The 19,826-nt window shown below is 61.7% G+C and carries 21 protein-coding genes; 10 read left to right on the top strand and 11 right to left on the bottom strand.

Translation table 11 applies throughout. The features are described from left to right. Positions 1–36 precede the first annotated feature (36 nt). The gene (alaS, locus tag ACO08C_RS02560) at positions 37–2,691 is read left to right on the top strand and encodes an alanine--tRNA ligase (RefSeq protein ID WP_421787268.1); all 2,655 of its coding nucleotides are present in this window, start codon (positions 37–39) and stop codon (positions 2,689–2,691) included. 50 nt (positions 2,692–2,741) lie between these two features. Then, positions 2,742–4,481 carry a cation:proton antiporter gene (locus tag ACO08C_RS02555; protein ID WP_421787266.1) on the top strand — a complete coding sequence of 580 codons (1,740 nt, stop codon included), beginning with the start codon at positions 2,742–2,744 and terminating at the stop codon, positions 4,479–4,481. Here ACO08C_RS02555 and ACO08C_RS02550 read toward each other — a convergent pair. Beyond that, the gene (locus tag ACO08C_RS02550) at positions 4,478–5,695 is read right to left on the bottom strand and encodes an NADP-dependent isocitrate dehydrogenase (RefSeq protein ID WP_421787264.1); all 1,218 of its coding nucleotides are present in this window, start codon (positions 5,693–5,695) and stop codon (positions 4,478–4,480) included. The two genes, ACO08C_RS02555 and ACO08C_RS02550, sit on opposite strands and share 4 nt — an antisense overlap. 105 nt (positions 5,696–5,800) lie before the next feature. Here ACO08C_RS02550 and ACO08C_RS02545 point away from each other — a divergent pair, with 105 nt between their 5' ends. The 6 genes from ACO08C_RS02545 (at position 5,801) to ACO08C_RS02520 (ending at position 10,428) form a co-directional block, all read left to right on the top strand. After that, entirely contained in the window at positions 5,801–6,538 is a 738-nt protein-coding gene (locus tag ACO08C_RS02545) for an RNA methyltransferase (RefSeq protein WP_421787263.1), read from the top strand. After that, positions 6,531–6,791 carry a TfoX/Sxy family DNA transformation protein gene (locus ACO08C_RS02540; RefSeq protein WP_421787261.1) on the top strand — a complete coding sequence of 87 codons (261 nt, stop codon included), beginning with the start codon at positions 6,531–6,533 and terminating at the stop codon, positions 6,789–6,791. The genes ACO08C_RS02545 and ACO08C_RS02540 overlap by 8 nt, the downstream gene beginning before the upstream one ends. Next, complete coding sequence (locus tag ACO08C_RS02535; RefSeq protein WP_421787259.1) at positions 6,788–7,789, top strand: helix-turn-helix domain-containing protein; 1,002 nt, start codon at positions 6,788–6,790, stop codon at positions 7,787–7,789. The genes ACO08C_RS02540 and ACO08C_RS02535 overlap by 4 nt, the downstream gene beginning before the upstream one ends. Positions 7,790–7,892: 103 nt before the next feature. Beyond that, the gene (locus ACO08C_RS02530) at positions 7,893–8,981 is read left to right on the top strand and encodes a serine hydrolase domain-containing protein (protein WP_421787257.1); all 1,089 of its coding nucleotides are present in this window, start codon (positions 7,893–7,895) and stop codon (positions 8,979–8,981) included. A gap of 152 nt (positions 8,982–9,133) precedes the next feature. After that, positions 9,134–9,751: a 30S ribosomal protein S4 gene (gene rpsD / locus ACO08C_RS02525; RefSeq protein ID WP_421787255.1), complete on the top strand. Its 618-nt coding sequence runs from the start codon at positions 9,134–9,136 to the stop codon at positions 9,749–9,751. A gap of 296 nt (positions 9,752–10,047) precedes the next feature. Next, the gene (locus ACO08C_RS02520) at positions 10,048–10,428 is read left to right on the top strand and encodes a hypothetical protein (RefSeq protein ID WP_421787253.1); all 381 of its coding nucleotides are present in this window, start codon (positions 10,048–10,050) and stop codon (positions 10,426–10,428) included. A 201-nt stretch (positions 10,429–10,629) separates the two neighbouring features. Here ACO08C_RS02520 and grxD read toward each other — a convergent pair whose 3' ends face one another. Genes grxD through ACO08C_RS02505 form a run of 3 tightly spaced genes read right to left on the bottom strand, consistent with a single transcriptional unit; the run spans position 10,630 to position 12,068 of the window. After that, positions 10,630–10,965, bottom strand: a complete 336-nt coding sequence (grxD, locus tag ACO08C_RS02515; RefSeq protein WP_421787249.1) for a Grx4 family monothiol glutaredoxin — start codon at positions 10,963–10,965, stop codon at positions 10,630–10,632. A gap of 30 nt (positions 10,966–10,995) precedes the next feature. Then, positions 10,996–11,826 carry an aldo/keto reductase gene (locus ACO08C_RS02510; protein ID WP_421787247.1) on the bottom strand — a complete coding sequence of 277 codons (831 nt, stop codon included), beginning with the start codon at positions 11,824–11,826 and terminating at the stop codon, positions 10,996–10,998. Positions 11,827–11,837: 11 nt separating this feature from the next. Next, entirely contained in the window at positions 11,838–12,068 is a 231-nt protein-coding gene (locus ACO08C_RS02505) for a BolA family protein (protein ID WP_420433219.1), read from the bottom strand. Between the two features lie 79 nt (positions 12,069–12,147). Between ACO08C_RS02505 and ACO08C_RS02500 the strand changes: the two genes are divergently transcribed. Beyond that, positions 12,148–13,164 (top strand): M20/M25/M40 family metallo-hydrolase, encoded by a 1,017-nt coding sequence (locus ACO08C_RS02500; RefSeq protein WP_421787245.1) that lies wholly within the window; start codon positions 12,148–12,150, stop codon positions 13,162–13,164. A gap of 111 nt (positions 13,165–13,275) precedes the next feature. Here ACO08C_RS02500 and purL read toward each other — a convergent pair whose 3' ends face one another. The 6 genes from purL to purC all read right to left on the bottom strand — a co-directional run bounded on the left by purL (position 13,276) and on the right by purC (position 18,206). Then, on the bottom strand, positions 13,276–15,483 hold the full coding sequence (purL, locus tag ACO08C_RS02495; RefSeq protein WP_421787243.1) for a phosphoribosylformylglycinamidine synthase subunit PurL: 2,208 nt from the start codon (positions 15,481–15,483) through the stop codon (positions 13,276–13,278). Positions 15,484–15,485: 2 nt separating this feature from the next. Next, on the bottom strand, positions 15,486–16,148 hold the full coding sequence (purQ, locus tag ACO08C_RS02490) for a phosphoribosylformylglycinamidine synthase subunit PurQ (RefSeq protein WP_421787241.1): 663 nt from the start codon (positions 16,146–16,148) through the stop codon (positions 15,486–15,488). A gap of 134 nt (positions 16,149–16,282) precedes the next feature. Next, entirely contained in the window at positions 16,283–16,552 is a 270-nt protein-coding gene (locus tag ACO08C_RS02485) for a type II toxin-antitoxin system ParD family antitoxin (protein ID WP_421787239.1), read from the bottom strand. 54 nt (positions 16,553–16,606) lie between these two features. Continuing rightward, on the bottom strand, positions 16,607–17,209 hold the full coding sequence (locus tag ACO08C_RS02480) for a 2-hydroxychromene-2-carboxylate isomerase (protein ID WP_421787237.1): 603 nt from the start codon (positions 17,207–17,209) through the stop codon (positions 16,607–16,609). After that, a complete protein-coding gene (purS, locus tag ACO08C_RS02475) occupies positions 17,209–17,448 on the bottom strand; it encodes a phosphoribosylformylglycinamidine synthase subunit PurS (protein WP_421787235.1) in 240 nt (79 codons plus the stop codon). The genes ACO08C_RS02480 and purS overlap by 1 nt, the downstream gene beginning before the upstream one ends. After that, complete coding sequence (gene purC, locus ACO08C_RS02470) at positions 17,445–18,206, bottom strand: phosphoribosylaminoimidazolesuccinocarboxamide synthase (RefSeq protein WP_421787233.1); 762 nt, start codon at positions 18,204–18,206, stop codon at positions 17,445–17,447. Before purC ends, purS begins: the two co-directional genes overlap by 4 nt. A gap of 201 nt (positions 18,207–18,407) precedes the next feature. Between purC and ACO08C_RS02465 the strand changes: the two genes are divergently transcribed. Further along, positions 18,408–18,731: a DUF1476 domain-containing protein gene (locus tag ACO08C_RS02465; protein WP_421787231.1), complete on the top strand. Its 324-nt coding sequence runs from the start codon at positions 18,408–18,410 to the stop codon at positions 18,729–18,731. Here the strand turns inward: ACO08C_RS02465 and ACO08C_RS02460 are convergent, their stop codons facing one another. Next, positions 18,732–19,823 carry an endonuclease/exonuclease/phosphatase family protein gene (locus ACO08C_RS02460; protein WP_421787229.1) on the bottom strand — a complete coding sequence of 364 codons (1,092 nt, stop codon included), beginning with the start codon at positions 19,821–19,823 and terminating at the stop codon, positions 18,732–18,734. Between the last annotated feature and the right edge of the window lie 3 nt (positions 19,824–19,826).

The raw sequence follows: 19,826 nt of genomic DNA, 5'->3' as shown, positions 1-19,826 counted from the left end.
CTATATGGGGGCGGAGCAACTGACCGGACGGGAAACATGACCAGCCTGCGCGACATCCGCAAAAACTTCCTCGGCTTTTTCGAGGACCGCGATCACGCCGTGCTGCCGTCCAGCCCGCTGGTGCCCAAGGACGACCCGACACTGCTCTTCACCAATGCCGGCATGGTCCAGTTCAAGAATGTCTTCACCGGTCAGGAGCGCCGCGATCCGCCGCGCGCCGCGACTTCGCAGAAATGCGTGCGCGCCGGCGGCAAGCACAATGATCTCGACAATGTCGGCTATACAGCGCGCCACCACACCTTCTTTGAAATGCTCGGCAATTTCTCTTTTGGCGACTATTTTAAGGAAGACGCGATCGACTATGCGTGGTCGCTGATAACCGGCGAATTCGGCCTCGCCAAGGACAAGCTGCTGGTCACCATCTTCGCTGAGGATGACGAGGCGCACGATCTCTGGAAGAAGATCGCCGGCCTGCCCGATGACCGCATCATCCGCATCGCCACTTCTGACAATTTCTGGATGATGGGCGATACCGGGCCCTGTGGCCCGTGCTCGGAGATTTTTTATGATCACGGTCCGGATATTCCCGGCGGTCCGCCGGGCACACCGGAAGAGGACGGTGACCGCTTCATCGAGATCTGGAATCTCGTCTTCATGCAGTTCGAACAACAGGCCGGTGGCGGACGCATCAGCCTGCCCAAGCCGTCTATCGACACTGGCATGGGGCTGGAACGCATCGCGGCCGTCCTCCAGGGCGTCCACAACAATTACGAGATCGACCTGTTCCAGGCGCTTATCGCCAATTCCGAGGATGTGTTGTCGGCCAAGGCCGAGGGAGAAGGGCTCGCCAGCCACCGCGTGATCGCCGATCACCTCCGCTCTTCGGCGTTCCTGATGGCCGATGGCGTCATGCCGTCCAATGAAGGGCGCGGTTATGTGCTGCGCCGCATCATGCGCCGCGCCATGCGCCATGCTCACCTCCTGGGCGCCAGCGAACCGGTCATGCACCGCCTGGTCGGTGAACTCGTCAACCAGATGGGCGATGCCTTCCCGGAGCTGGGGCGCGCACGGAGCATGATTGAATCGACGCTGGCGGCCGAGGAAGAGCGCTTCCAGCGCACGCTGGGCCGCGGCCTGGCGCTGCTCGACGAAGCCGTCATGGACCTCAAGGATGGTGAAGCTCTGCCGGGTGAGACCGCCTTCAAGCTCTACGATACCTACGGTTTCCCACTCGATTTGACCCAGGACGCCTTGCGCGCCCGCGGCATGACCGTCGACGAGGACGGGTTTAATGCCGCGATGGACAAACAGCGCGAAAAAGCGCGCGCGGCGGGATTCCAGTCAGGCGAGGTCGCGCCTGACACCGTCTGGTTCGCGGTACGCGATGAGGCTAGCGACAGTGCCTTTCTTGGCTACGACACCGCCTCTGCCGATGGCGCGCTCAAAGCGATCGTGGCCGGAGGCGACAGGGTCGATCGCCTGACCGCGGGCCAAAGCGGCGAGCTGATCTTCGATCAAACGCCTTTCTACGGGGAATCCGGCGGCCAGATCGGCGATGCCGGCACAATCGAATTCGCTAATGGCGCCCGCTTCATCGTGCATGATACGCAAAAGCGCGCGGGCGAGGTGTTTGCTCACGCCGGCGTCCTGGAAAGCGGCGACATCGCGCCGGGTGAGCGCGCAACGCTGCGCGTGGATGACGTGCGCCGCAATCGTACGCGCTCCAATCACTCGGCGACCCACCTGATGCACCGCGCTTTGCGCGACGTTCTGGGCAGCCACGTCTCGCAGAAGGGCTCCTATGTCGGCCCGGATAGGTTGCGCTTCGACTTCTCGCACAATGGCGCCGTGACCGTGGACGAGATTGCGCGCATCGAGGCCGATGTGAACGCCGTGATCCGCCAGAATGTTGCGGTCGCGACACAGGAAATGGCGCCGGACGCCGCCATCGAAGCGGGGGCGCTGGCCCTGTTCGGCGAAAAATACGGTGACAAGGTCCGCGTTCTGACCATGGGCGACGATCTTGCGGCGACCGGCAAGCCGTATTCCGTCGAGCTTTGCGGTGGGACCCATGTGGCTCGCACAGGCGATATCGCCCTGTTCAAGATTGTCGCCGAAAGCGCGGTGTCGGCCGGCGTACGACGGATCGAAGCGCTGACCGGGGAAGCTGCGCTGCAGCATCTCGAAACCCAGGCCGGGCTTGCCAAAGCATCGGCGGAAACGCTCAAAGTGCCCGCCGCCGATGTTCCGGCGCGCCTCAAATCCCTGCTCGACGAGCGCAAGCAACTGGAACGCCAGCTCGCCGAAGCGAAAAAGCAATTGGCCATGGGCGGCGGAGGCGGAGCGGCGCCCGCCGGACCCGAGAAGATTGCAGACATCAATTTCATCGGCCGCGTTGCCGAGGGCGTTGGCGGCAAGGATCTTCGCGGCCTGATCGACGAAGCCAAGCAGCAGATGGGCTCCGGCATTGCGGTCTTCATCGGGGTTAATGACGGCAAGGCCGCGCTTGCGGTCGGCGTCACCGATGACCTCAAGGACCGTTTCAACGCGGTAGACCTGGTGCGCGCCGGCGCGGGCGAGGTCGGTGGCAAGGGCGGCGGCGGCCGTCCGGATTTCGCCCAGGCCGGTGGACCGGATGGTGGCCGCGCACAACACGCAATTGACGCCATCAAGGCGGTATTGGCCGGCTGACCTCGCGCGGAATCGTGTAGGCTGTTTCAATCGCGAAGGGGCGGACCTGCATGGAATACGAACCGGCACTCAAGGACCTTGTGGTGTTCCTCGTCGCGGCGGGCATCGCGGCTCCGGCTTTCCGCGCCCTGCGGCAAAGCGCCGTGCTGGCTTTTTTGCTGGCCGGCGTCCTGTTGGGACCGTTTGGCTTGGGCCGCTTTACCGACACCCAGCCGCTCTTGCATTTCGTTACCATTAGCGACCCGCACGCGGCCGAACCGTTCGCCGAAGCTGGCGTGCTCTTCCTTTTGTTCATGCTCGGCCTGGAATTGTCGTTCGGCCGGCTCTGGTCGCTGCGCAAAGAGGTGTTTGGCCTCGGCGCCGTCCAGGTGCTGGCTTCGGCGGTTATCATCGGGATCGTGCTGGCTGCCTTCGGCGTCGATACCAGCGCCGCGGTCGTGATTGCGCTGGCGCTGGCCCTGTCCTCGACCGCCATCGTAATGCAGATGCTGATCGAGGAACGACAAGCCGCGACCAATACCGGGCGTACCGCCTTCGCCGTGCTCCTGTTCCAGGACCTCATGGTCGCGCCGATCCTCATCCTGGTTGGGTTCCTGTCGCTTGGCGGAGGCGCCCTGTTGCCCGCGATCGGTCAGGCCGTCATTGGCGGCGGCATTGCGGTTGCCGTGATCGCGCTGGTCGGCCGCTATGTGCTGCGTCCCGCCTTCCACCTCGCGGCCGGGGAGGGCGGGCGAGAGATGATGCTGGCGTTGACCCTGCTGGCTGTTATCGGCGCGTCGGTGGCCACCGCCTCGGCCGGCTTGTCGATGGCGCTCGGCGCCTTCCTGGTCGGTTTGCTGATGGGTGAAACCGAGTTCAAGACGCAGATCGAAGTCGATCTCGAACCTTTCAAGGGATTGTTGATCGGTCTGTTCTTCATGACAGTCGGCATGAGCATCGATCCGATGGCGGTGCTGGAGCAATGGAGGCTGATCCTCGGCGGTGCGCTTGCCCTAATCCTTGGCAAAGCAGCGATCGCCTATATCGGTGCACGCCTCTTCGGCCGCGGACGCGCGAGCGGGCTCCGCGTGGCGACGCTCCTCGGACCGGCCGGCGAGTTTGCCTTCGTCGTGCTCGGCGCTGCACTGGCTTCAGGCGTCGTCGATACCCAGACCAGCGGCGTCGTCACGGCGATCGCCGGCGTCACCATGCTGGTGGCGCCGCTCACCGCGCGGTTGGGTGCAAGCGTCGCGAAGAAGCTGGAATCCTATGATGAAAGCGTGAAACGCGTGCCGGACGACGAGCCGCAAGACGGACATGTCATCATCGCAGGTTATGGCCGCGTCGGCCGCATGCTCGGCGAGCTGCTGGGCGAGGAAAATGCCACTGTGATCGCGATCGACTCCGACCCCAAGCGTGTCCAGAAATTCCGCAAGGAGGGTGCGCAGATCTTCTACGGCGATGCCGGCCGTTCCGAAGTGCTCGACAAGGCCGGGCTTGAAAATGCAGCCCAGATCATCGTCACCGTCGACAATCCTGCCAAAGCGGAACGCGTGGTGAAGGCCGTCCGGTCACGCCGCAACAATGTGCCGATCACGGCCCGAGCCATGGACCGCGAACACGCCGACACGCTGATCGCCGCCGGGGCGGATTTCGTGATCCACGAAGCCGCCGAGGCGGCGCTGCAGCTCGCCGTGTGCGCGCTGCAGGATTTTGGCATGTCCGGAGATGCCGCCCGGGCCCGCATCACCCGTGCCCGGGAGGAAATCTACGGCGACGCGGAAAAGGCTGAAAAGCCGGAGGAGGCCTAGGCCTTCATCGCTTCGGCGAAGCGTTCGCTGACTTTCTCCAGGAAGCCCTCGGTCGACAGCCAGCCCTGCTGGTCGCCGACGAGCAAGGCGAGGTCCTTCGTCATATAGCCGGCCTCGACGGTCTTGATGACGGTATCTTCCAGCTTCGCCGCGAACGCCATCAGCTCTTCATTGCCATCCTGACGGCCGCGATGCTCAAGGCCGCGCGTCCAGGCAAAGATCGAAGCGATCGAATTGGTCGATGTCTTCTCGCCCTTCTGGTGCTGGCGATAGTGACGCGTCACCGTGCCGTGAGCAGCTTCTGCCTCGACGGTCTTGCCATCCGGGCTCATCAGCACCGACGTCATCAGCCCGAGCGAGCCGAAGCCCTGCGCTACCGTGTCGGACTGCACGTCGCCATCATAATTCTTGCACGCCCAGACAAAGCCGCCGGACCATTTCATCGCCGCCGCGACCATGTCGTCGATCAGGCGGTGTTCATAGGAGATGCCCTTGGCTTCGAAGGCCGACTTGAACTCCGCGTCGAACACGTCCTGGAACAGGTCTTTGAAACGCCCGTCATAGGCTTTCATGATCGTGTTCTTGGTCGACAGATAGACCGGCCAGCCGCGTTGCAGGCCATAATTCAGGCTGGCGCGGGCGAAGTCGCGGATCGACTCGTCCAGATTGTACATGCCCATGGCGACGCCCGAACTCGGGAATTCGAAAATCTCGTATTCCTGCGGCTCGCTGCCATCGGCCGGCTCGAACTTCATGGTCAGCCGGCCCGGTCCGGGCACGCGGAAATCGGTGGCGCGATACTGGTCGCCAAAAGCGTGCCGGCCGACGACCATGGGCTTCGTCCAGCCCGGCACCAGGCGCGGCACGTTGGAGATGACGATCGGTTCACGGAACACGACGCCGCCGAGAATGTTGCGGATCGTGCCGTTCGGCGAGCGCCACATCTTCTTCAGGCCGAACTCTTCAACACGCGCCTCGTCGGGTGTGATCGTCGCGCATTTGACGCCGACGCCGTAGTGCTTGATCGCCTCGGCGGCTTCGATCGTGATCTTGTCGTCGGTTTCGTCGCGCTTCTGGATGGAGAGGTCGTAGTATTTCAGATCAATGTCGAGATAGGGGTAGATCAGATGATCCTTGATCATCTGCCAGATGATGCGGGTCATCTCGTCGCCATCGAGCTCGACGACCGGAGTTTCGACTTTGATCTTCGCCATGTCGCTCATTGTCCAATGCTGCTGAATGTCTGTAAAAAACCCGACGCACCCGCGAAGGTGCGCGCTAGTTATCATCGTCACGCAACGAGCGGAAGAGGCTGACTGATGCAGAGCCCCGCCTTTATCCTTCACCAGCCCCAAATGGGCGAGAATATCGGTGCCGCCGCGCGCGTCATGGGCAATTTCGGCCTACGCGATCTGCGTCTCATCGATCCGCGCGACGGCTGGCCGAACCGGAAGGCGGAAAGCGTCGCCGTAGGTTCTCCTGTGCTGCAGTCAGTGCGCGTCGAGTTTGAACCGGTCGCCGCCATGGAAGGCCTCACCCGGATATACGCCACAACAGCGCGGCCGCGCGGCATGGAAAAGCGTGTTCTGACCCCCCGCCAAGCCATGGCCGAGATCCGCGCCGCTCACGCCGCCGGAGAACACGCCGGTGTGCTGTTCGGCGCCGAAAAATCAGGGCTGCCGAACGAGCTGGTCGCCGATTCCGATGCTATCATCACACTACCGGTCGATCGGGAGTTCTGGTCTCTCAACCTGGCCCAGACCGTCGCCTGCTGTGCCTATGAGTGGCGGGCCGGCGAGGATGTCGCCGACGATTTCGATGCGGTCAGCAATCCGGCCAGCAAGGCAGAAATGGACCGGCTGTTCATGCATTTCGAATCCGAGCTCGAACGCGCCGGCTTTTTCCATCCGCCGGAAAAGACGCCGCTAATGGTCAATAATCTGCGCTCCGCGCTGGTCCGCGCCCGGTTTACCGAGCAGGAGGCGCGCACCTTCCGCGGGGCCATCAAGGCGCTGGCCTTGGGCCGCGGCAAGGCGCGCGTCGTCCGCGATGAGTGAATCGATCGAAACCGTCCGCAATCTCGGGCCGAAAACAGCGGCCGCTTTGGCCGATGTGGGCATCCACACCCGGGCCGATCTTGAGGCGGCCGGCGCGGTCGAAGCGTTTATCCGCTTGAAGGCGCGTGCCGGCAATGTCTCGCTGAACGCGCTCTATGCCATGCAGGCCGGCTTGATGGGCGTCGATTGGCGGCATCTGCCCGATGAAATGAGGGCGGCATTGCGCGAAGCGGCGGCCGCGGCGGCATCATGAGCCTGAGCGGCCTGCTCTCCGTGCTTCACATCGCCGCCGCGATCAACGGCCTGCTGGTAGCCTCGATCCTCATCTTCGCAGGCAAACGCACCGCGTTGCGGGCGCGCTGGACGCTCGGCGGGTTTCTTGCGGCCGGCTCGTTGCTCCTTGCCATTTTCGTCTTGCTCGACACCGGCATCTGGGTATTCGGCCGCGCCATCGGCGCTTTGATGGAAGCGCTCGCGGCGCTCTTGCCGGCGCTTTATCTCGACTACGTCCTGACCGTGACCGGATCGAGGTTGCGGCGCGCCTGGCTCTACCTGCCCGTACCGGTTTTCACCCTCATCGCGATCGTCCATGTCGATCTGCTTGGCTCGGGGTCGGACTTCGCCGGCGCCATCCTCTGGCTGGCATTCGCTGTCGCCGCGTCGGCCATCGTCTACGCCCGGCGCCGGCCGGCCGGACGTCCGCGCGACCGGCTGGCCTGGCTGATCGCCTTCATGATCGTTTTTCAGCTCGCCCAGATCGCGCGGTTTGCCTGGCCGCAAAGCCTGATCCTGTTCGATCTCGTGCCGCTGATGGGCACGCTAGGCGTCACCGCTTTCGTGGTTTTCACGCTGCTTGGCTCCCGGACCCTGAAGACGCTGGTAAGCCCGACGCTGGATGGCCGCGTTGACCCGGTGCTGGAAACCGCACTGGCGACGATCGGCAATAACCGGAAGTGGTTGACCCGCAACGATGTCTCGCTCAACAGCGTGGCTGCAGAGCTCGGCGTGCCGGCGCGAAAGCTGTCGGACTATCTCGCGGCGACCCGCGGGCGGGGATTCCGGGACTGGCTGAAATTGCAGCGGATCGATCTGGCCGCCAAGCTGCTGGTCGATCCGGCGGAGCGCCGGACCTCGATCGAGGCCATCGGTCTGATGTCCGGCTTCGCCTCGCGTTCGGCTTTCTACGTGGCGTTTCGGGAGGTGCATGGCGTTACGCCCGCGCGATACCGCCAGCGCCGCCTCCCAAAATGATGTCCTGAAGCTGGAATCCGGACAGGATAATGCTGGAAAATCGTGCGGTCACGCACATAGGACAAGCCTCGGACAGGGCCCACCCTGAACCCTGGAGGTCCAAATGAAATCCATAGTCCTGATGCTTGGCGCCGCATTGGCCGGCGCATCCTTATCGTCCGCCTGTGCCCAATCGCCCGACGCTGACGCCTTGCTCGAAGAAATTCGCGAGATCGACCGCATTCCCGGCGTTATGGCGGCGGTGGTTCGCGATGGCGCAATCATTTGGAGCGGAGCGGCGGGGTTCGCCGACCTGGAATCGCGCACCGCGCTGACGACCCGGACCCGGATGCGCATCGGCAGCGTGTCCAAGCCCTTGACCGCCGCACTCGCCTTGCGGCTGGCGCAGGACGGTCGGTTGGACATTGACGGTGATATCCGCAACCTAGTGCCGGAACTGGCGGAACCGGAGGCGGGCGTCATCACCGCGCGCCGGATCGCCGGCCACACCTCCGGCATTCGCCAGTATGATTTCACCAGCATCGAAGATGCCAACAATTTCATGTTTTATCCTGCGCTCGATGCCGCATTGGCGCGCGTTGCGGGCGATCCGCTCGTTCATGTGCCGGGCACCGATTTTCACTATTCCAGCATCGCTTTCAACGTGCTCGGCGTGGCGGCGGAACGCGCCGCGGGACGGTCTTTCGATGCTGCGATGACAGAGGAGATCACGCGGCCGCTGGGCCTCCACGACACGCTGATCGATCACCCGCTGGAGATCATCGAGCGCCGCACGCGGTTTTACACCCTGTTTCCGGATGGCGTCGTCCGCAACACGATCTGGCGCGATTCCAGCGATTACTATCCCTCCGGCGGCATGCTTTCCACGGCAGAGGATCTGGCACGGTTCGCCCATGCCGTTTTCGCCGGTGATCTCATCGATCCGGCAATGCAGGAGGTGTTGCGCACCGAAATCACGACCTCGGCCGGTGAGGGAAGCGGCTATGCCTTTGGCTGGCAGGTTGTGCGCGATGAAACCGGCCGCGTTACCCATTACGAGCATGGCGGGGAAACCAATGGTGCCTATGCCTACATCCGGTTCGACCCGGACTCCGGGCTAGCGTTGGCGATGATCGGCAATGCCAACCATGCCGTCGGCGAGCCGGTCTTCTTCGAATATGCGAGCGAACGCTTGCCAGCGCTGTTCGACTAATCCCGCACCACCGTTGACATCCCCCTCCAACCCGGTAAAAGCCGCGCTTCGCCTGTGCATGCAGGCGTCATGACGGGTGGTGCGGTACCGCCGTTGAGATCGCAGTTTCCAAAGAGTGGAGGCTGCCGGGCCGCGTCGAAAATGAGTGAGACATGTCGAAGCGCCAGTCGCAAAAGTACAAAATTGACCGCCGCATGGGTGAAAACCTCTGGGGCCGGCCGAAATCTCCGATCAATTCGCGTCCCTACGGTCCGGGCCAGCACGGTCAGCGCCGCAAGGGCAAGCTGTCCGATTTCGGCCTTCAGCTGCGTGCCAAGCAAAAGCTGAAGGGTTATTATGGCAACATCACCGAAAAGCAGTTCCGCCGGATCTACACAGAGGCTCAGCGCCTTCGGGGTAACACCGCCGAGCAGCTCATCGGCCTCCTGGAAAGCCGCCTGGATGCGCTCGTCTATCGCGCCAAATTCGTGCCGACCGTGTTCGCGGCGCGCCAGTTTGTGAACCATGGCCATGTCAAGGTGAACGGCCAGCGCGTCAACATCCCGTCCTACCGCGTCAAGCCGGGTGATGTCATCGAAGTCCGCGAAAAGTCGCGCTCGATGGCACTCGTCCTGGAGGCGCTGGAAAGCCCGGAGCGGGATGTCCCGGATTATATTGAGGTCGACGGCAAGGGCATGAAAGCCACCTATGTCCGGATCCCGGACTTCGCCGAAGTGCCGTATGCGGCGCAAATGGAACCGAACCTCGTCGTCGAGTATTACTCCTCGTAATCATTGACGAAATGCAGTTGAAAGGCCGCTTTGGTATTGCGCCAGGGCGGCCTTTCTTTATGCTTCCAACAAATATCCGGCTTGGGTGGACAAGCCTTGATTCAAGTTATCCGTCCAATTCATTGGAATAGAATCGGAATTGGCTTCGGCTTCAGAAATTGAGTCTGGTTTCGCCTGTAAGGCGAGTCATATTCCCGGAAATTCGCCTGAAGCGGATATTTGGCCATCCGCGGCGCTTTGCATGACGTGCCAAACGCGCTTATCAGATTGAGTCAGGAAACCGCCGGAGTCCCCAGATGATGACACGTCTTTTCGCGATCGCCGCGCTGCCTCTGGCCCTCGCCGCCTGTTCCGCCGTGCGCAGCCTGCCGTTGGTGCCCGATGGCGCTGCCGGGGATGTCGACATCAGCCAGGACCGTATCGCGCTGCATGGCTGGCGGATTGTCGGGAATGACATTCTCGTGGTGCAAGTACCCTCCAATGGCTGCACCCAGAAGACCGATCTGTCGGTCGATGTCCGCCGCCGCAGTGGTGAATACCGGGTGACGGTGGGCCGTGTGCGCGAGGATTATTGCCGCGCCATCGATCCCGATGGTGTGGAAATTCCCTTCGGTTTTGAAGAGCTGGGCGCGCGTCCGGGCGCGACGGTTGTGGTCACGAATCCGATCCTGGAGTAGTCGGCAGCACTCCGTCTAGCGGCCCTGTCGACCGATACAGTCCCACTTGCCTTCCGCCGGTTTGACCGGAAGATCTCGACCTCATGGCCGTTGCTCAAGATACTCCAGTCTGCGCAAGCGCGGCCGGAGCGAGACGTGGCTATTTGAATTTGTAAACGATATCACCGCATCGCCGTCTCAAGGAGAGGTTTGAAAAAGGCCTCAGCCCTCTGCCTTCAACACGCCCTTGTCCTGCAGGAAGGAGCGCAATTCGCCCTCTTCGAACATTTCCTTGACGATGTCGCAGCCGCCGACGAATTCGCCTTTGACGTAGAGCTGCGGGATGGTCGGCCAGTCCGAATACTCCTTGATGCCCTGCCGGATTTCCATGTCCTCAAGCACGTTCACGGACGCATATTCGACGCCCAGATGATTGAGCACACCCGCGACGACCGATGAAAAGCCGCACTGCGGGAAGATCGGCGTGCCTTTCATGAAGAGCAGGACGTCATTGCCCTCGACCATGGTCTTGATTTCATCGTTCACATTGCGGGTCATTGCGGACGCTCCTTGCCGTGAGGTCTGGAGCTAGGCAGCGCCGGGCGCGCCGTCAAGGGTGTCGATGAGTGTCTTGTTATTCCGCAGATGCACCCGCGAAGTTGTTGAGGTCACGACTGTGTCCAGGCCGAACTCGACGATGGCACGTCGTGCCGCTTCCTCGCGCGTTTCCGGTTGCGGACCGTTTTCCGCGATGGCGGGCCGCCCGACGGAATTGCGCGCCGCGTACCACAGCGCGGCGCCGGGATGCCTGAAGGCGCCATTGCGCGCCGAGATTCGCGCCGACGAAAACACTTCGATTCCGAACGTGCGGAACCGGCCTTTGGCGCGCTTGATGCGGTCCGCCTGAGCGTCGGAAATATTGCCGCCGGCCGGCATCATCAGCGCGTCGATCAACGGCAGGCCGAAAGCCGCCTCCACCTCGTCGTCACGGCCCGACACGCCAATATGTGCCACCTTGTCGCCCTTCAGCCGGTCCATGCAATCCAGCAGGTCGGAATCCAGCCAGATTGAAGCCGGTGCGCCTTGCACGAAAAGATAGTCGATATAATCGGTGCCGAGGCGCCGCAGACTTTTTTCGACCGAGGCGACAATGGCGTCCGGCGAAAATTCATGCAGGTCGAAGCGTTTTTCGCCGACCTTGGTTGTCAGCGTCAGCCGGCTGCGGTCATACCCGCGGATTCCGGCCGCCAAGCGTTGCTCTCCAATTCCCTGCGGCAGCTGTAGGTCGCGGTAAAAGGGGGCGGTGTCGAACACCGTGACCCCGAGATCGATTGCTTCCCGGATCAGCCGCACGACATGCCAGCGATCGACCAGCAGGCTGGTCAATGGCCCCGACACACCAAAGCCGAGTCGCGACATGGACGTAGATGTCACGGTGCTTGTGTCTTGAGTTTGAGCGCGTGGAGTTCGCCGCCCATCCGGCCGCCGAGTGCATTATAGACAAGCTGGTGCTGTTTTACGCGGGGCAGGCCGCGAAAGGCTTCGGCTGTGACAATCGCTTCATAATGATCGCCGTCTCCCGCCAAGTCGATGATCTCGACCTCGGCCCCCTCAATCCCGTCCTTGATCAGGCGGGCAATGTCTTCTGCAATCATCGGCATGACAGAATCGTATGTGGCGACTTTCCCGTGCTTTGTATAGACCACGATTCAGGATTTGGCCCGCTATCAGGAGTCCCGCATGCGCCATTTGTTGATTCCCGCGCTATTGGCCGCTGCCGGCTTCACGGCGACCGCTCTTGCCCAGGAGTTACGAGCCGATGGCGAACGGGCGCTCGAACACTTGCGTATCCTGGCAGCAGACGAGATGGATGGCCGCAGGACCGGCACGGCCGGGGCCGGGGCCGCACGGGCCTATATCGAACAAGAATTCATAGGCGCTGGACTAACGCCCTGGTTCGGTGAGGGTTTCGAACAACCGTTTGCCTATACGCCGCGCCGGTCCTCGGAGACGCTCGACGGCATCAACCTCGTCGGCGTGCAGGTCGGCCAGAATCCGGATGGTCCGGTTATCGTAATGACTGCGCACTATGATCATTTGGGCAATTGCGGCGGTCAGATCTGCAATGGCGCGGACGACAATGCCTCGGGCGTGGCTGCCATGCTGGTGATTGCGGCAGCGCTGGAAGAAACCCAGCCGCGGCACACCATCTTTTTTGCTGCGCTCGATGCCGAGGAAAACGGTCTGAATGGCGCCCGGGCGCTGGTCGAAAGGCTGCAGGACTATGATCTCGACGTCGTGCTCAACATCAATCTCGACATGCTGGCCATCAATGAAGACAACGAACTGCCGGCGGCCGGGGCGTTCCATTTCCCCTTCCTGCGCGAGCATATCGACGCGATCGATGTCGCCTCACCGACCCGGGTCATCCAGGGCTATGACAGCCCGGAATGGGGTCCGAATGGCGACTGGACGTATTCGTCCGATCACGCCGCATTTCACGAGGCAGGCATCCCCTGGATCTATTACGGTGTCGATTTCCACGAACATTATCACCAGCCGACGGACGAATACGACGTCGTGCACCACGACTTTTTCGTCTCCAACACGCAAACGGTGTTGAACGCCGTTGTCTATTTCGATGAAAATCTCGCAACCGTTGCCGAGCAGCTCGCGACCCATCGAAACAGCGCGTCCAGGACAGAACAGGCGCACGAGACCGGGGACGGCCGCTTCGTCAAACCGGGTATGGAATAAACCCCCACCCTCGAATTCTCGCCGCTTAGCGGCTCGCATTCTTTCCGTCTCCCTCGAGGGAGAGGGAGGAGCGCGAAATCGCCAAAGCGATGAGCGGTCAGGGTGAGGGGGCTATGCCTCACCCATCAGCGTCGGCATGAAGCTCTCATTGACGGCTTTCAGATCGTCGATCGACACATCGATCAGACCGTTGACGGTCAGCCCGTCGCCGCCCGCGACGCCGATGACATGGATTGGCACGCCGGCCTCCCTGGCCGCCTTGCGCAGGCCCTTGGCCTGATCCTGGGCCACGGCCAGCAGATAGCGCGCCTGGTCTTCGCCGAAGAGCCAGCCATGCAGCGGCAAATCGCTGTCATGGACCAGGTTCAGCCCGCAAGCCGACGCCATCGCCATTTCCGAGGCAGCAGCGGCCAGGCCGCCATCCGACAAATCATGGCACGCCTTGATCGAGCCGTTGCGGATCTGCGCGCGCACGAAGTCGCCATTCCGCTTCTCGATTTCAAGATCGACCGGTGGCGGCGCACCGTCTTCGCGGCCTTCGATTTCGCGCAAGTAAAGCGAAGCGCCGAGATGGCCTTCCGTGTCGCCCACCAAAATCAGGATGTCGCCGGCGTTCACATTCCCGTAGCCCATGCGCTTTGACAGGTCGGGGATCAGCCCGATCCCGCCCACGGCCGGCGTCGGCGGAATCGCCTTGCCATTGGTCTCGTTGTACAGCGACACATTGCCGGACACGACCGGGAAGTCGAGCACGCGGCAGGCTTCCGACATGCCTTCCACGCATTCGGCAAACTGGCCCATGATCCGCTCTTTTTCGGGATTACCGAAATTCATGCAGTCGGTGATGGCAATCGGATCGGCACCGACGGCCGTCAGATTGCGCCAGGCCTCGGCGACCGCCTGCTTGCCGCCTTCGACGGGCTGGTTCTCGCAATAGCGCGGCGTGCAGTCCGTGGTGATGGCGATGCCCTTGTGAGTGCCGTGAACGCGCACAATGGCCGCATCGGCCGGGTCTTCGGAGCTGGCGGCCGTATCGGCCATGACGTGGCGGTCATATTGCCGCCAGATCCAGCGCTTGGAGGACAGGTCGGGCGAGACCATCAGCGTCAGGATGGCTTCGGCATAATCCTTCGGCTGCGCCAGCTCGTCGGCCATAACCGTCGGCTCGGCTTCATGGCGTTTCCACGGCCGCTCATACATGGGTGCGTCTTCCGCCAGCGGATCGAGCGGAATGTCGCAGACGACCGAATTCTTGTGCATCAGCACCATGCGCCCGGTTTCGGTGGTGCGCCCGATCGTGGCGACATCCAGCTCCCACTTGTTGAAAATGTCGTAGGCGATCTGTTCCTTGCCCGGCTTCAGGATGAACAGCATCCGCTCCTGGCTTTCCGACAACATCATTTCATAGGCGGTCATGCCGTCTTCACGCTGCGGCACCTTGTCGAGGTCCATCAGCAGGCCGACCTGGCCCTTGCCCGCCATCTCGACCGAGGAGGATGTCAGACCGGCCGCGCCCATGTCCTGCACCGCGGCGATCGTATCGGTCGCCATCAGTTCAAGGCAGGCCTCGATCAGCTTTTTTTCGACGAACGGATCGCCGACCTGGACGGTGGGGCGCTTTTCTTCGCTCTCATCGTCAAACTCGGCCGACGCCATCGTCGCGCCATGGATGCCATCGCGGCCGGTCTTGGAGCCGACATAGACGATGGGTTGGCCCGGCTCGGCGCCGCGCGCATAGAAAATCTTGTCGGCATCGGCGAGGCCGACCGCCATCGCATTGACCAGGATGTTGCCGTTATAGCCGGCATGGAAATTGGTTTCGCCGGCAACCGTCGGCACGCCGACGCAATTGCCATAGCCGCCGATCCCGGCCACCACGCCGGACACCAGCTGGCGCGTCTTGGGATGATCCGGCGCGCCAAAGCGCAGCGCGTTCATCAACGCCACTGGCCGGGCGCCCATGGTGAACACGTCGCGCAGAATGCCGCCCACGCCGGTCGCCGCGCCCTGATAGGGCTCGATGAAGGAGGGATGGTTATGGCTCTCCATCTTGAAGATGCAGGCCTGCCCGTCGCCGATATCGACCACGCCGGCATTCTCGCCCGGACCCTGGATCACTTTCTCGCCCGAGACCGGGAATTTCTTCAGATGCACGCGTGAGGACTTGTAGGAACAGTGCTCGGACCACATCACCGAGAATATGCCCAGTTCGACCAGGTTCGGCGCGCGGCCGAGAATCTCGACGGCTTTCTCATACTCGTCGCGCGGCAGGTGCGAATCCGCGATGTCCTGCGTGATGCCTTCAGCGAATTGGGTCATCGTCACGCACTCCCCAGAAGGCTTTCGAACAGCGCCAGCCCGTCCGTGCCGCCATGATCGGCATCGATCGCGCGCTCGGGGTGAGGCATCATGCCCATCACATTTCCGCGCTCGTTGGAAATACCGGCAATATCTCGCGCCGAACCGTTGGGATTGTTGCCATAGCGGAACAGCACTCGGCCATCGCCTTCCAGCGCATCCAGCGTCGCCTCGTCGGCGAAGTAATTGCCGTCATGGTGGGCGATGGGGATGACGATCTCGCGATTGGTCGCATAGCCGCTGGTAAACTGTGTGTTCGCGTTCTCGACCCGCAGCGGCGCTTTCTCGCAGACGAAGTGCAGGCTCGCATTGCGCATCAGCGCCCCGGGGAGAAGGCCGGTCTCGATCAGGATCTGGAACCCGTTGCAGACACCCAACACCGGCTTGCCGCCTTCCGCATGCGCCTTGACGGCGGGAATGATGTGCGACACCCCCGCCATCGCGCCGCAGCGCAAGTAATCGCCATAGGAAAAACCACCCGGCAACATCACGAAGTCGGTGCCGTCGGGCAGCTCCCTATCCTGGTGCCAGACCATGGCCGGCATGGTGCCGGTGACTTTCTCGATCGCCATCGCGGCATCGCGATCGCAATTCGAACCGGGGAAAACGATAACGGCAGATTTCATGGCGCAGCCTTTAGCAATCCGCGGCCAGCAAGGCGAGCCCCGGGAATCAGCGTTCTCTGGTTAGCACGATCAATCGCCGGGCGTGAGTTGCCGTTTATGCAGAACTCGGACGATGAGAATGCGGTCCGCTCAGCTCACTCCGGATAGCCACGATCAATGGCGTTCTGCCTTGCCTCTGCGAAAATCTGTTCAAGGCTCTTGTCGCTGATACCGCTATCGATCCCCTCCCGGATCAGCCGTTCGAGTTCGGCGCGTTGGGCTGCTTTTTCTTGGTCGCGGCGGATGAGGTCGCGCACATAGTCCGAGACATTGGCGAAGCGGCCACTTCTGGCTTGTTCCTCAACATAGGCTTTCAAACCGTCAGGCAGGGAAATGTTCATCGTGGCCATGGCGCTGTCCTTCATCGAGGACTCCCTTTATGGCAAAGATTGGCAATATTTGCCAACACCGAAAAACAACTATAGCGTGTTAGTGATCGCCCAGGCAAGGGCATCGTCAAGCCGATCGCCGCCCCAAAAGATTTCATCGCCGACCCGGTAGGTCGGCGCCCCGAAGATCCCGGCCGCGACAGCATCACCGACCTGCGCCCGCAGCGCATCCTTCGTTTCGCGTTTGCGGCTTTCCGCCAGCACACGGTCTGCATCGGCCACGCCGTCCAGCGCCTGTCTCAGCGTCTCTTCCTTGGAAATGTCGAGATTGTCCCCGAATTCCAATGCGTAGAGGCGCTTGGAAAAATCCTCGACCCAGCCTTCGCGGGCGCCGATCAGGCCGATGCGCGCGGCTGCGATGCTGAATTGCGGCCAGTTCATGTCCGGATCGAGCCGGAAAGGCAGGCCGGCCTTCTCGCAGATCCGCTCGAGGTCGCGGACCATGTATTTCCCCTTCGCGGGATAGAGATTGAAGGGCGAGGTGTTCCAGCCCTGCGCCGCAAAAATCGGTCCCAGAATGAAGGGTTTCCAGACCAGCTCAACGCCCGCGGCGCGGCAAGCCTCGCCGACGGCAAATGTCGCCGGATAGGAATAGGAGGAGGCGTACTCGAACCAGAATTCGAGCCGCGCCATCACGCCATCTCGATGGAGAAATTCTCGATCACGGGATTGGCGAGCAGCTTCCTGCACATCTCCTCGACACGGCCTTTCGCGGCGTCAACGTCGTCACCGGACAAGTCCAGCTCGATCAGCTTTCCTTGACGCGCATTCTCCACCTCATCGAAGCCGAGATTTTTCAGCGCGCCGGCCACCGCGGCACCCTGCGGGTCGAGCACGCCGGGTTTGAGATAGACGTGGATACGCGCTTTCATGTCTCAACCTCATCATTCGCGGCCATCTGGCCGGATTCCTTGATCACGCCGAGCCGGCGCGCGACTTCCGTATAGGCCTCGGTGACATTGCCGAGATCGCGGCGGAAGCGGTCCTTGTCCATCTTCTCGCCGGATTCAATATCCCACAGTCGGCAGCTGTCCGGGCTGATTTCATCTGCCAGCACGATCCGCATCATGTCACCCTCATAGAGGCGGCCGAATTCCAGCTTGAAATCCACCAGCTGGATGCCGACGGCCGCAAACAGGCCTGTCAGGAAGTCATTGATGCGCACGGTCAGCGCGACAATGTCGTCAAGATCCTGCGGGCTTGCCCAGTTGAAGGCCGTAATGTGGTCTTCCGTCACCAGCGGATCGCCAAGCTCATCATTTTTATAGCAGAACTCGATCAAAGAGCGGGGCAGGGCAGTACCTTCTTCCAGCCCCAGACGCTGGCTCAAAGACCCGGCCGCGACATTGCGGCAGATCACTTCCAGCGGAATGATCTCCACCTGGCGCACAAGCTGTTCGCGCATATTGAGGCGGCGGATGAAATGCGTCGGGATGCCAGCCCGCGTCAGCCCGATCATGATGAATTCGCTGATCCGGTTATTGAGGACGCCCTTGCCCTCCAGCGTCGCCTTCTTCTGATTGTTGAAGGCGGTCGCATCGTCCTTGAAATACTGCACGATCGTGCCCGGTTCCGGGCCCTCATACAGGATCTTCGCCTTGCCCTCGTAGATCATTTTGCGGCGTGCCATCGCCTTGCTCCGTCCGTGAACCATTGGTCCAAAAAATCAAGCGGCCCCGAATCGCTCGCTGGGGCCGCCCATAGAGCGCCGCAACTTACTCGTTGATGCCAATCGCCGCAATGCAGTGATGTAAGCGCTCCCACGATTGATTTACCGCCGGTCCCGAGCTAACGGAGAGGCTCCAGCTTGCTATCGCTTAGGGAGAGTCGCATGGGCGGAATGGACGATCGCGAAAAAGGGTTCGAGGGCCGGTTCGCGCACGATCAGGAACTGGAATTCAAGGCGACCGTCCGGCGCAACAAGCTGCTCGGCCTCTGGGCGGCGGAGCTGCTCGACAAGACGGGCGAGGACGCCGACGCTTACGCCAAAGAAGTGGTGAAGGCGGATTTCGAGGAAGCCGGCCATGAGGACGTCTATCGCAAGGTGAAGGGCGATCTGGATGCCGCCGAGGTCGAGGTGTCCGAACACGTTGTCCGCACCAAGATGGAACAATTGCTCGCCGAGGCCCGCGAGCAGGTGATGAAGGAAGGCTGATCAGGTCAGCACGTCCGCGCCCGGTTTCAGACTGTTCAGATAATCGTCCGTGAAGTCGGTCCGGATATTCACCCACATCGGCAAGTGGTCGGAAATCTGGAAGGTCCGCCACTCATTCATGAAGTATTTTTTCTTGTCAGCCTCGGTACGCGGCTGATCCTTCTTGTTGCCGCTCGGATAGATGTCCCGCTGGTCCGGCACCATGGCGTCGAAATAACGATCATAGTCGCGGCCGTCGTAAAGATAGGGCTTGAAGTCGAACACGCCGGCCGCGCCGATTTCCGCGCGCTTGTCGCGGACGCGCATCGCGATCTGGTCGTAGAAATGCTTGTTGCCGAAGGAGGAAGGGTCGTCCCTTAATTCGTCGGGAATGATGAAGCCCGCGTCCGTCAGCGCCTTCATTGTCTGATGGTCCTGGTCGACGATGTTGAAGTCGCCCAGAAGAATGAAGTCTTCGCGCTCCTTGTCTTGGCGCTTGCGGAAGAAATGCGCCAGTCGGCTGATTTCCTTGATCCGCCGCTGCAATTTCTGGCCGGAGGCGGCCCCGTAATAGATATGCACCGTGCACAGGCTGAATTTGAACCAGCCGGCCTGGAACGCCACAAGGAAAGGCGTGCGGGCAAACTGCAACTCGTCATCGCCATGCAGGACGCCACTGTGTTTCGGCAGCACGATCTCGCCGGCGACGTTGCGAAAGCGGATGGTCTTGCGGTTGAACACATAGGCGAGGCGCTCGGTATTGCCGGAGGCGCCTTCTGTCGTGTCGGTGACAATGAAATCGTAATCCGGGCCCAGAAGGTCCATGGTTTTTTCCAGCGCGCTGATGTCGCGATTGACCTCCTGCACTGCCGTTAGGTCGAAATTCGACAGGATTTCAGCGATATAATGGAAACTCTCCGGACGGCGCTTGCCGTGACCGAATTTGTTGGAATCAAAATCTCGGATATTCCAGGTCGCGAGGGTGAAGGATCCCGGCTTCTTCTTGGAGCCGATCTGGTCGTTTAGCGCGGTCCGCAATTCCAGAAGCCGGTCGATCACATGCGTCCGGTGATCGCTGTCCCTGACGCGGCGAAGCTTGGAATATTGTGGCATCCT

The organism is Hyphobacterium sp. (genome assembly GCF_965229905.1).
Classification (GTDB): Bacteria; Pseudomonadota; Alphaproteobacteria; order Caulobacterales; family Maricaulaceae; genus Hyphobacterium.
This window is presented reverse-complemented; position numbering and strand designations above follow the sequence as displayed.

Coding starts and splice junctions, on each gene's coding strand:
- ACO08C_RS02505 (WP_420433219.1), bottom strand. CDS start 12,068: ATGCCGATGATTGCAGAAGACATTGCCCGCCTGATCAAGGACGGGATT.
- purL (WP_421787243.1), bottom strand. CDS start 15,483: ATGACCCAATTCGCTGAAGGCATCACGCAGGACATCGCGGATTCGCAC.
- ACO08C_RS02550 (WP_421787264.1), bottom strand. CDS start 5,695: ATGGCGAAGATCAAAGTCGAAACTCCGGTCGTCGAGCTCGATGGCGAC.
- rpsD (WP_421787255.1), top strand. CDS start 9,134: ATGTCGAAGCGCCAGTCGCAAAAGTACAAAATTGACCGCCGCATGGGT.
- ACO08C_RS02500 (WP_421787245.1), top strand. CDS start 12,148: ATGCGCCATTTGTTGATTCCCGCGCTATTGGCCGCTGCCGGCTTCACG.
- purS (WP_421787235.1), bottom strand. CDS start 17,448: ATGAAAGCGCGTATCCACGTCTATCTCAAACCCGGCGTGCTCGACCCG.
- grxD (WP_421787249.1), bottom strand. CDS start 10,965: ATGACCCGCAATGTGAACGATGAAATCAAGACCATGGTCGAGGGCAAT.
- ACO08C_RS02530 (WP_421787257.1), top strand. CDS start 7,893: ATGAAATCCATAGTCCTGATGCTTGGCGCCGCATTGGCCGGCGCATCC.
- purQ (WP_421787241.1), bottom strand. CDS start 16,148: ATGAAATCTGCCGTTATCGTTTTCCCCGGTTCGAATTGCGATCGCGAT.
- ACO08C_RS02485 (WP_421787239.1), bottom strand. CDS start 16,552: ATGAAGGACAGCGCCATGGCCACGATGAACATTTCCCTGCCTGACGGT.
- ACO08C_RS02545 (WP_421787263.1), top strand. CDS start 5,801: ATGCAGAGCCCCGCCTTTATCCTTCACCAGCCCCAAATGGGCGAGAAT.
- ACO08C_RS02465 (WP_421787231.1), top strand. CDS start 18,408: ATGGGCGGAATGGACGATCGCGAAAAAGGGTTCGAGGGCCGGTTCGCG.
- ACO08C_RS02540 (WP_421787261.1), top strand. CDS start 6,531: ATGAGTGAATCGATCGAAACCGTCCGCAATCTCGGGCCGAAAACAGCG.
- ACO08C_RS02480 (WP_421787237.1), bottom strand. CDS start 17,209: ATGGCGCGGCTCGAATTCTGGTTCGAGTACGCCTCCTCCTATTCCTAT.
- purC (WP_421787233.1), bottom strand. CDS start 18,206: ATGGCACGCCGCAAAATGATCTACGAGGGCAAGGCGAAGATCCTGTAT.
- ACO08C_RS02460 (WP_421787229.1), bottom strand. CDS start 19,823: ATGCCACAATATTCCAAGCTTCGCCGCGTCAGGGACAGCGATCACCGG.
- alaS (WP_421787268.1), top strand. CDS start 37: ATGACCAGCCTGCGCGACATCCGCAAAAACTTCCTCGGCTTTTTCGAG.
- ACO08C_RS02535 (WP_421787259.1), top strand. CDS start 6,788: ATGAGCCTGAGCGGCCTGCTCTCCGTGCTTCACATCGCCGCCGCGATC.
- ACO08C_RS02510 (WP_421787247.1), bottom strand. CDS start 11,826: ATGTCGCGACTCGGCTTTGGTGTGTCGGGGCCATTGACCAGCCTGCTG.
- ACO08C_RS02520 (WP_421787253.1), top strand. CDS start 10,048: ATGATGACACGTCTTTTCGCGATCGCCGCGCTGCCTCTGGCCCTCGCC.
- ACO08C_RS02555 (WP_421787266.1), top strand. CDS start 2,742: ATGGAATACGAACCGGCACTCAAGGACCTTGTGGTGTTCCTCGTCGCG.